The following is a 10955-nucleotide window of genomic DNA, read 5'->3' as shown; positions in this document are numbered from 1 at the left end:
TCTCCCTTTGGGCGAGGTTTAAAAGCACCTACTCTGCGTTGCTCGAACTTACAATAGAATAACTATTGCTTCATTCGAGCGCCTTGATTAGGTGATTTTAAATCTCGCTGAGCGATCAATTGTTAGGATGGATTGGTATTAACGACAGAGAAACCCGAGAGCTCAAAGGTAGAACCCTTTGAACATTTCTCTTTGTTTTGTGCGTTCGATTTATTTATGGAAGCTAGCAGTGGCTTTCCCTATAGTGCCAATCAACAACCTACTTAGCCATAGTAAGCAGAATTGCAGCTTGGCTGCGATGCCGATATCAGGATTGCGACATCTGAACTAGGAGGGGCGAAAGTATCAGTGAGATTTACATACTGATATTTCCCACTCGACCGCAGAAAGTATTATCTTAAAACAATTAATGGAACGTCGCAGCGTTCCAACATTTTAATAGTATTACTTCCCACAAAAAACTGGCGTAATTTGGAATGGGCGAATGCCCCCATGGCTACCAAGTCGATACTATTTGCCGTTTTATAGTCCATCAACGATTGATGAATATCACCGTCGATAAAAGAAACCGTTACCTCAAAGCCCTCTTTTTGCATACGATTTTTCGCAACATCAAGCTTGTTTTTTAGATCTTCCTCACCGTTCTTCACAGAGACCAAATGACAATGTAGCCCATGCAACAAACCACCATCGATAACCTTTTGCAACGCTTTGTCCGCGGTTGCTCGGCCATCATAGGCCACCATAAAAGAATTAGGCTGTTTGAACTCGCCAGGAACCACAATGACTGGTTGGCAGGCTTTGCGTAGCAAAGTTTCGATGTGCGAGCCTAGAGCATTAAAATTACCACCGTGACCTTCGCCACTTCGACCAACCACTATTAGTCGCGTTTTATCATGCAAGTCTGCAGTGGCGTCGACGATATCTCCATGACGTTGTAACATTTCTGCATCTTTAACACCCTCGCTATGCGCTTTTTGAGCTGCAGTATTGAGCAACTCCTTTCCTAACTGCAGTGCTATTTTGCCTCTTTTTTCATCGAGTAGAGTCATTTCTTCCAGCAATGCAGAGCGAGCGCCAAGCCCAATGGCCCCCGTATAGTCGTCGGCGCCGTGTTGTTGTTCTTTTTCTAGAGTATGTAAAAAACATATTGGCTTATTGAGTTTTTTTGAAGCCCAGATTGCCGCGTCAGTCACGGCGTCTGTTATTGCTGAACCATCCACACAGGTCATTATTTGTTTCATTACGTTTTCCTTAGTGTCCGCCTAACAATTTATCAACTTCTTTGGGATCATTGTGCACCCCAAACTTGTCGACCACTGTTGCAGTAGCATCATTCATACCTATGATGCTCACATTAGCACCTTCACGCCTAAACTTAATCACCACTTTGTCTAAAGAGGACACTGAGGTAATATCCCAAAAATGAGCATGGCTCAGGTCAATCACTACCTGTTCAGCCGCTTCTTTAAAATCAAATGCCTTGATAAATTGTTCTGAAGAAGCAAAAAATATCTGTCCAATGACTTCATAGGTTCTGGTATTTTCTGATGTTGAGAAATCAGATTTAACCACCATAAACCGCCCAATTTTATTAGCAAAGAATAACGTCGCTAACAATACGCCCACTAACACTCCCAACGCTAAGTTATGGGTTGCCACTACAACAATAACGGTGGATACCATCACAATACTCGAAGAAATAGGATGGGTACGCAAATCTTTAATTGACGACCACGAAAACGTACCAATTGACACCATGATCATGACTGCTACCAATGCCGCCATAGGGATAAGACGCAGCCACTCATCTAAAAAAACCACCATCACTAACAGAAATGCACCTGCCACAAAGGTGGAAAGTCGGCCTCGTCCGCCAGACTTAACATTGATAATAGACTGCCCAATCATAGCGCACCCTGCCATTCCTCCTAACAAACCAGCACCAATATTAGCCATACCTTGGCCTTTGCATTCCTTGTTGCGATCACTAGTAGTATCGGTCAAATCATCTACAATGGTAGCCGTCATCATAGATTCCAGAAGGCCCACAACAGCTAATCCGATTGAATATGGCAAAATAATACTTAAGGTTTCTAAGTTGAGGGGGACATCAGGCCATAAGAAAATAGGCAAAGTATCAGGCAATTCGCCCATATCGCCCACGGTACGGATGTCTAAGCCCATTAAAACCGCTACAAAAGTCATTGATACTATACAGACCAACGGAGACGGCACCGCTTTTCCAATAACCGGTAGATATGGAAAGAGATAAATAATGCCAAGACCAGCTGCGGTCATAGCATAGACATGCCAAGTCACATTAATCAGCTCAGGCAGTTGCGCCATAAAAATTAAGATGGCGAGAGCGTTAACAAATCCCGTTACCACAGAGCGGGAAACAAAGCGCATCAATTCACCGAGCTTGAGATAACCAGCAAAAATTTGCAACACCCCGGTAAGCAAGGTCGCGGCCAACAAATATTCCAATCCATGGTCTTTCACTAAAGTCACCATTAATAACGCCATGGCACCAGTAGCAGCAGAAATCATCCCGGGACGCCCGCCTACAAATGCGATGATCACCGCAATGCAAAACGACGCATAGAGTCCTACTTTTGGATCGACACCGGCAATAATAGAAAAAGCAATGGCTTCAGGAATAAGTGCTAATGCCACTACGATTCCAGCAAGCACATCACCCCGAATATTCGAAAGCCAATCTCTTTGAATGTGTTCAAACATGCAGACTACCTAATAATGTTCATGATCCCCAAAGGGAAATAGTTTGTGTTTTGTAAAAGCGAAAACTACACCTAAATTGGCGCGTTAAGATAGAGAGCTAATGTACGGGACATAATTCTCACTCGTCACATTTGACGTTGTTTGGCTTGAATTTTATACAAACGGTTATTTTAATACAATGAATAAGCGGCTAAAACGATTCGATTTTAAGTGGCAAACTTAGCCGTAATTGCTGCATATACTTATCGCCAAAAGTTAAGATTCAGAACCGTTTTAAACCTACTGACATAGCCAAATTTAAAACGTTTGCTCTAATTCAAAACATTCTGAGAGGTTTGCTCAACATCTGTATTTGACTCGTTTTCTAAAACACTTGTCAGCCACTCGCGTGCGTCTTTTTCGGCCTCAAAAAAGTTAAACTTAAGGCCCGCGTCTATATAGATTTCTCGCCAAAATTGACGAACAAGTTCAACGGATTCCATCTCGATAAGTACCACAGCAGTAGCACGTAAATTCATAGTTTTGGCTTGTTTAATGACCTGTACAAACAGCTCTTTAGCTTCAGGTGAAACTAATGGTGTGCCACTGAGCAATGCGAGGCTAACCCATGGAGCATGCATCAGTTTTTTACGCAGCCCCACTACCTGTTGCTGATATTCTTGAACCATTTCTAAATTTGCAGGACCAGAACCTTCTATAATAAGCAGCTGACCTTCTATTGAAAGCCGCAAAGAACCATGTGCTGGAAACCTGCTACTAGTCATTATTAAACCTTTTTAACAAACTCTGATTTGAGTTTCATCGCTCCAATTCCATCAATTTTGCAATCTATGTCATGATCACCATCAACCAATCGAATATTCTTGACTTTGGTTCCCACTTTGACCACAGAAGAAGAGCCTTTTATTTTAAGATCTTTAATTACCGTAATAGTGTCTCCATCAGCTAAAACATTACCGTTTGAGTCTTTTATTACCTTTTCATCTTCATCTACTTCGCCAGACTGGGGCCACTCGTACGCGCATTCAGGACAAACGTACATATCACGGTCTTCATAAGTATATGTTGAACCGCACTGGGGACATTGAGGTAACTCACTCATTGCAAAAAATCCTTACTACAAATATGTTGTGGAAATATCTTCCGTAATTATCCGCGTTTTAGCGTTTAATTACCAGCAACAAAGCGTGCCTAGGTATGTGCTAGATCAATGAATGAGTAAATAACAAATTGCAATTGGGTAAAACTTAAATGGGTTTGTTTTCAGAATGCAGGTTTTAGTAAATCAGCGTCAGTTTAAATAGGCAACTAAGCCTGTTGACGAATATATGAGGCAGTATTCGGAGCTATTCCAAAGTGTGCCTCATCTTTGTTACCAAGCAAGGAATTAATGACAGCCAACAAAGAGAAGTGATGTATCGCATGACTCGCAACAAACACCAGTTCGCGTCCTAATGTTGATTGAGTCTGAGTATTATGAGTTTTGTTGATGGAGGTTTCACAGGCTACTTTAAGGGGCATATCGGCATCTAAATGATCAACCTGTGATAACCATGATTCGATTTTTTGCCATTCTAAAAGTGCAGTTTGTGGACATGATTCAATACTAGAGTTCCGATTTCGTGAATTGTAGTTAATTAACCCGTGGTTCAATCCATCTTTTAACGCCCAATAATGATCCAATATATGGCGCATATGTGTGCCAGGGCTACTAATAAAATGGGGATTGAGTACCAATTGGTAATTTTCTACACTTATGTCCTGCAAAAATGCTTTAGCCTGTTGGACCGTTTCCAATTGGTCCTCAATTGATATGGCATAGTTGAGCATAGTCTTCCTGTATTAAAATTACTTTTTTACATGCTCTACTCGACCATGCGAAATACGAATATATTTCATCATACACAGGTAAAATTATGTTTTTCTTACAAATTGTTCACTTCGACTATTGAATCTAAACATTTATGACCTAGACAGAATCACTAGTTAGTAAGGTTGTAAACTCTTATCTAGGTCATATTTACCGCGTTTCGTTTGTATTGTTTGGGCGTTTGCCCAAAGTGTTTTTTAAACACTGCATATAAATACTGAATTGAGGGATAACCACAGGAACTGGCTATTTCGGACAGTTCCGTATCTGTTTCAGTTAACATTTTACAAGCTTTATTTAGCTTCTCATAGTGAATTTCTGTATGTATGCTATGACCGCATTCTTGCACAAAACGCTGTTCCAGATTTGAGCGAGATATACCAACATAATCAATCACTTGCTCAACTTTTATACCTCTACACGCATGTTGCCGGACATAGTGCATAGCCTGAATAACATAAGTATCTTGAAGGGCTTTAAAGTCGGTTGACTGGCGCTGAATAATACCTATGGGTGGCACAAGTACTCGTGGTGGTGATTTCGCTTTTTGCTCCGAAGGTTTTTCCACTTTTTGTCGGTTAAGCTGGCGATGTAATAATTTCGCGGCTTGAAATCCCATATCAAAACACCCTTGACTGACCGAACTCAAACTGACTCTACTTAGGTTTCGAGCAATGTCGTCATCATCTATACCTACTATAGAAACTTGGTCAGGTACGAGTCGGTTGGTTTTATCACAGGCTTGCAGTAAATGTCTTGCTCGAGCATCAGTAACGGCGATCACGCCAACAGGCGAAGGTAAGCTTTCAATCCATTCTGCCAGCCTATTCATGCTGTAATGCCAGGTATCTGGTTGAGTTTTATAACCACGGTATACCGAACACTTAAAACCGTCTTTTTCACACAAAGAAACGATTGCTCTCTCACGCTCTAAGGCCCAACGATGCTCTTCATCTGGCGGAAACCCATAAAATGCAAATCGCTGTAAACCTTTTTGTTTTAGATGTTGATAAGCACAATTAACCACGGCCATATTGTCGGTGGCCACATAGGGCACATTTGGATAATCTTTATCTGCTTGGTAGGAGCCTCCTACACCAACGACGGGAATAGGTAAATCAATCAAGGCAGCTTGCATAACTGGGTCGTCAAAATCGGCAATAATTCCATCCACTTCCCAATTATCGAGATTGTTTAGTCGAGCTAAGCAGTCTTCTTCGAGATATACGTCCCAATCCACTTTAGTAGATTGTAAATAATGTCCAATACCTTCTATGACTTGACGATCGTAAACCTTATTCGCGTTAAACAATAGGCTAATACTATACTGCCTGCCCTCTTGCCCACTTAGTCTGCTGAATTTCACTGATTAATACCTCTTCTACCTGACTAAAAGTCAGTGTAAGAATAACTAAAAACATAGTAACAATAAAATAACAAATTACGGAATTTATTTATGTAATTTCGTAATTGAGCGATTTTGAACTCTACGCCACTATGCTATCAACAAAAAATACTACGGAGATTGTGATGTATTTAGGGGTTGATTTAGGCACGTCTGGGATAAAAGTCATTATAACCGACGCAACTGGCCAGATCGTTGATTCACAATCAGCGGAGCTAACAGTATCTCGACCAAAGCCACTTTGGTCTGAACAAGACCCTACAGATTGGTGGTTGGCATTTTGCTCTGTAATGGATGATCTAAGCACACGCCCATATCTGTCTCAGGTAAAAGCGATAGGTTTGTCTGGGCAAATGCATGGGGCAACATTACTCGATAAAGAGTCACAGATTATACGCCCAGCTATTCTATGGAATGACGGTCGCAGTGCCGCTCAATGTAGAGAGCTTGAACAAGCGGTAGCAAATAGTCGCCAAACTACCGGCAACATTATGATGCCGGGTTTTACCGCACCAAAACTACTGTGGTTAAAACATCATGAACCCAACCACTTTTCTCAAATAGATAAAGTGTTGTTACCTAAAGATTACTTAAGGTTTCTTTTAACAGGTGATTTTGCATGTGACATGTCAGACGCAGCTGGAACACTTTGGCTTAATACCCAAAAACGTTGTTGGGACAGTGAATTGCTCGCGGCTTGTGGTCTGAAGTTAAACCACATGCCACAACTTTTTGAAGGTAATCAAATCACAGGTGTGTTGCAGGCAGATTTAAGCAGTCGTTGGGGATTACCCGAAGTGCCAGTGGTAGCAGGTGCAGGCGACAATGCAGCCGGAGCAATAGGTGTTGGTCTAGTTGAACCGGGTCAAGGCATGATTTCACTGGGTACCTCAGGGGTTTATTTTGTAGTCACCGATCGTTTCAGCCAACAAGCCGAACTAGCAGTACACAGTTTTTGCCATGCATTACCCGAGCGTTGGCATTTAATGTCGGTAATGTTAAGTGCGGCAAGCTGCTTAGATTGGTTTGCGAAACATATAGTAGAGGAAGATATTGGGCAGTTGCTTGAACAACTTGAAAGCAATCCTGTTAATCAGAAAACAACGCCTTACTTTTTACCCTATTTAAGTGGTGAACGCACCCCGCACAATAATCCTATGGCGAAAGGCGCTTTTATTGGGTTAACCCACGATACTAGCAAACTCGACATGTTACATGCTGTATTAGAAGGAGTGTGTTTTGCCTTCGCTGATGGTGTTGATGCATTGCATCAATCAGGTACCAAGGCAACAGAGATTACCGTTATTGGTGGCGGCGCACAAAGTAGCTATTGGCGACAACTAATGTCCGATGTATTACAAACCAAAATCACCTTTAGAAAAGGTGGCGAAGTCGGTCCTGCGCTTGGTGCTGCACGACTAGCTCAGTTAGCTATGGAGCCTAATGTATCCATTGAACAAATTTGCCCACAACCAGAAGCAGTACAAATCCATACACCTAACACTTCAATTCAACAAATTTTTGAGCAAAGACGACAAGTCTATATTCAAGCTTATACTCAATTACGCACTATTTTTAACAAGGAAATATTATGACAACTTATTTTGATTCAATACCCAGCATTAAATTTGAAGGCACCGAGTCGGACAACCCTTTGGCGTTTCATCATTACGATGCCAATCAAGTTATTCTAGGTAAAACTATGGCCGAACATTTGCGTTTTGGTGCGTGTTACTGGCATAACTTCTGCTGGGATGGCGCTGACGTATTTGGTCAAGGTACTTTTGGTCGCCCATGGTTGAAGCCTGGTGATGCAATGGAACGTGCCAAACAAAAAGCGGATGTGGCTTTTGAATTTTTTACAAAACTAGGCATTCCATATTATAGCTTTCATGATATCGATGTGGCGCCTGAAGGAAACAGCATAAAAGAATACGTGAATAACTTTACTCAAATGACAGATGTTCTTGAACAAAAACAAGAAGAGACTGGCAGGAAGTTATTATGGGGAACAGCCAACGCGTTTAGTAACCCACGTTATGCAGCTGGTGCATCAACCAACCCGAATCCAGAAGTATTCAGCTACGCGGCAACTCAAGTATTTAATGCTATGAAAGCAACCAAACGTTTAGGTGGAGAAAACTACGTATTGTGGGGAGGCCGTGAAGGTTACGAATCACTTCTTAATACAGACCTACGCCAAGAGCGCGAGCAAATGGGTCGCTTTATGCAAATGGTAGTAGAGCATAAACACAAAATTGGTTTTAAAGGTACATTGTTAATTGAACCTAAACCTCAAGAGCCAACTAAACACCAGTACGACTACGATACTGCGACCGTGTATGGTTTCTTAAAACAGTTTGGTTTAGAAGACGAAATTAAAGTTAACATTGAAGCTAACCACGCAACATTAGCTGGCCATTCTTTCCAACATGAAATTGCCACAGCCATTTCACTTGGTTTATTTGGTTCAATTGATGCAAACCGTGGTGATGCACAAAATGGTTGGGATACAGATCAATTCCCAATCGATGTACCTGAATTAACACTGGTTATGGCCGACATTTTGAAAGCCGGTGGTTTTAAAACTGGTGGGTTTATGTTTGATACTAAATTACGTCGTCAATCTACAGATCCTGCAGATTTGTTCCACGGACACATAGGTGGCATGGATCACTTAGCGTTAGCTCTGAAAAAAGCAGCAGCTATCGTTGAAAATGACGTCCTAGGTTCAGTAGTCGCTAATCGATACAGAAACTGGAGCGGTGATTTAGGCAAAGCTATTTCAAAAGGTGAGCATAGTTTAGAATCATTAGCTGCCTATGCGGTTGATAATGAAATTAATCCACAACACGAAAGTGGCCAACAAGAATTATTAGAAAACAAAGTTAACCGCGTATTATACGGTTAAGCACTAGCAATAATCAGTCTTTGATCCCGCAAAACGCCTGATGCAATGCATCAGGCGTTTTTTTATTGGTTTTAAACGCAAAGCCGACATTAACGCCGCATTACACGGTCGAAAATTGTTGGCTATAATGTGGGACGAAGCGGAACGTAGCCAACTGTTTTTGTTCCGAATTTAATGCCTTATTAGGTATCTATTGAATTAAGGTGCTGTTTTTCTTTTAAATATAAATAAAGGGGAAAACCAAATGACACCCCAACACTTAAAGTTCCAAGAACTGCTAACCAGTGGTATTTAACCTTATTTCTTTTACCGTCTACAACGATAAATGTTAATAACACTAAAGCAGCAACCAAAACGTCAAGCCAAGCAAAAATGCTAATTGGATTGACAATGGCCGCATTAAATAAGGCGATAAAGTCTAAACCGTTGGTTACCAACCAGGGTATAAATGCACCAAAAGGAATGGCAATACCAAGTACAGTTAACAATAAGTACACTTTAGTCAAAGGTTACCCCCTAATTGAATCAGCATTGAGTCCTAACGCTTAACATATAGGGCAATTACTTGCTGGCTATACTGCGCGAAGCGCCAGCCAGTGAGTAATTGTCCCAGCGAGTTTACGAGCGAAATAATGTTTTTGTTATGCATGGCTGAACTCCAAGAATGCCATGAACGCTAAAAAAGAAAAAACGCCACCAACTAAGTAAATTCGCGCTTGCAAGTAACTATTGGGATTTTCTTTTTTATTAAGCATATTTGCCAAGCCAACTCCCAGCGACTTAAGACTAGAAGCAGATACTTTCCTTTCCAAAACAACTATAGCCAGGTTTGCACCAAAAAACATAAACAGAATTAATAGCACTACTGCTGTGATTATTGTCGACGTACTTTCAATATCTACCAAGCCAATTCCTTGCTATGCATAACGCCGCAACCAGCGGCTCGAACTTGATGGTGCTTTTGTTGCGCCGTTTGCAAGAAAAGTGACAACGAGTTTGTGTCCTATTTGAGTTGCCTTGTTATGCAATTAAAACTCGACCACTTCATTAAATACAATACTTTGTAATTTTTTTACTTCATCAATTAACATATCAACCGCTGGAAATGTTTGCTTTTTCTTGCAGCGATATTCTAAGTCTTTACCTTTATAAATATGTGATAACTCGTGTATTGCTTTTAGTTCGAAATCTTTAGGACTATATTCTTTGGCTTTATTTAGTAGCTCACTTAAGTCATGGCCGATTTTTTTTAGGTCACCAGTTTTTAGTTCATGTTTAAATAAGTAACTTTTTAATGATAATTCTGCCGCATGGCCTAGCAAATAATATGTGACTATCCAGTAATTAACTGTAGTTGGCGGGGTATTATTCAATGTTATTGCAGCTTCAAGATATTCACCAGAAAGAGAGAAAAATGTTGCCTCATCCCCTTCCCCTTTACCTTCATAATCAAAAATGCTCATGCATTCCGCTCTGCGTCATTTAAATATCCGAAGAGACCAAACACAAAGGTCACCATAGGTATGATAGCTAGATATTTAAAGTAAAAATATAAATGCTCCTCAGTACAACGTCTATAAAGTCCGCTACCGTTGCACTCTTCATCAAAAAAATCATCAATTCTGAAAATATATCCATAAGAAAGGTTTTGCATAAACGTGAAATCTGCACGCCAATGAAGATTGAGCAATAATATGATGACCAAAAATACCGAAGAAACCATAAATAGTATTCCGTATTTTTTGTTTAAGAATCTTGCCAATTTGTCATTCAAAATGAATCTCCCAAGTCAATATAGATGCATACGCTTTGCTAAGCGGCTAAGTACAGGTTTGCTATACTGCGCGAAGCGCGAGCAAACTGTACGTGGCCGTTTAAGCAACTTGATACTCATTGAGCCTCCCCAATCAGCGTAACTTCTCGGCTACTCTGATAGGTGACAAAACCAAAACGGAGAAGCTCAATGAACTTTTATACTAATACACATCCATACTATTGTGGAATTGATTTACACGCTCGCCTAC

At 40.8% G+C, this 10955-nt stretch carries 12 protein-coding genes; 2 read left to right on the top strand and 10 right to left on the bottom strand.

Translation table 11 applies throughout. The annotated features are described in order from the left end of the window. Positions 1–392: 392 nt before the first annotated feature. The 6 genes from ABJK37_RS16100 to ABJK37_RS16075 all read right to left on the bottom strand — a co-directional run bounded on the left by ABJK37_RS16100 (position 393) and on the right by ABJK37_RS16075 (position 5981). Positions 393–1244, bottom strand: coding sequence for a universal stress protein (locus tag ABJK37_RS16100; protein WP_348356134.1), 852 nt, complete (start codon positions 1242–1244; stop codon positions 393–395). A gap of 10 nt (positions 1245–1254) precedes the next feature. Next, positions 1255–2745 (bottom strand): SulP family inorganic anion transporter, encoded by a 1491-nt coding sequence (locus tag ABJK37_RS16095; RefSeq protein ID WP_348356132.1) that lies wholly within the window; start codon positions 2743–2745, stop codon positions 1255–1257. A 311-nt stretch (positions 2746–3056) separates the two neighbouring features. Next, positions 3057–3509, bottom strand: a complete 453-nt coding sequence (locus ABJK37_RS16090) for a hypothetical protein (protein ID WP_348356130.1) — start codon at positions 3507–3509, stop codon at positions 3057–3059. 2 nt (positions 3510–3511) lie between these two features. After that, positions 3512–3847: a zinc ribbon domain-containing protein YjdM gene (locus ABJK37_RS16085; protein ID WP_215927276.1), complete on the bottom strand. Its 336-nt coding sequence runs from the start codon at positions 3845–3847 to the stop codon at positions 3512–3514. Between the two features lie 206 nt (positions 3848–4053). Next, complete coding sequence (locus tag ABJK37_RS16080) at positions 4054–4575, bottom strand: hypothetical protein (RefSeq protein ID WP_348356128.1); 522 nt, start codon at positions 4573–4575, stop codon at positions 4054–4056. A 179-nt stretch (positions 4576–4754) separates the two neighbouring features. Next, positions 4755–5981: a DNA-binding transcriptional regulator gene (locus ABJK37_RS16075; RefSeq protein WP_348356126.1), complete on the bottom strand. Its 1227-nt coding sequence runs from the start codon at positions 5979–5981 to the stop codon at positions 4755–4757. A 164-nt stretch (positions 5982–6145) separates the two neighbouring features. Between ABJK37_RS16075 and xylB the strand changes: the two genes are divergently transcribed. Both xylB and xylA read left to right on the top strand, forming a co-directional pair. After that, positions 6146–7615 carry a xylulokinase gene (gene xylB / locus ABJK37_RS16070; protein WP_348356124.1) on the top strand — a complete coding sequence of 490 codons (1470 nt, stop codon included), beginning with the start codon at positions 6146–6148 and terminating at the stop codon, positions 7613–7615. Continuing rightward, a complete protein-coding gene (gene xylA / locus ABJK37_RS16065; protein WP_348356122.1) occupies positions 7612–8931 on the top strand; it encodes a xylose isomerase in 1320 nt (439 codons plus the stop codon). Before xylB ends, xylA begins: the two co-directional genes overlap by 4 nt. Before the next feature lie 182 nt (positions 8932–9113). On the opposite strand, the gene ABJK37_RS16060 is transcribed toward xylA, so the two are convergent. The 4 genes from ABJK37_RS16060 to ABJK37_RS16045 form a co-directional block, all read right to left on the bottom strand. Continuing rightward, complete coding sequence (locus tag ABJK37_RS16060; protein WP_348356136.1) at positions 9114–9428, bottom strand: DUF2834 domain-containing protein; 315 nt, start codon at positions 9426–9428, stop codon at positions 9114–9116. Positions 9429–9572: 144 nt separating this feature from the next. After that, on the bottom strand, positions 9573–9836 hold the full coding sequence (locus ABJK37_RS16055; RefSeq protein ID WP_348356120.1) for a hypothetical protein: 264 nt from the start codon (positions 9834–9836) through the stop codon (positions 9573–9575). A 123-nt stretch (positions 9837–9959) separates the two neighbouring features. Next, entirely contained in the window at positions 9960–10394 is a 435-nt protein-coding gene (locus ABJK37_RS16050; RefSeq protein ID WP_348356118.1) for a hypothetical protein, read from the bottom strand. Next, on the bottom strand, positions 10391–10705 hold the full coding sequence (locus tag ABJK37_RS16045; RefSeq protein WP_348356116.1) for a hypothetical protein: 315 nt from the start codon (positions 10703–10705) through the stop codon (positions 10391–10393). Before ABJK37_RS16045 ends, ABJK37_RS16050 begins: the two co-directional genes overlap by 4 nt. Positions 10706–10955 lie beyond the last annotated feature (250 nt).

Source organism: Paraglaciecola sp. (assembly GCF_039964565.1).
In the GTDB taxonomy this organism is placed as follows: domain Bacteria; phylum Pseudomonadota; class Gammaproteobacteria; order Enterobacterales; family Alteromonadaceae; genus Paraglaciecola.
The sequence above is the reverse complement of the archived record's forward strand: the minus strand, read 5'-3'. Positions and strand labels throughout refer to the sequence as shown.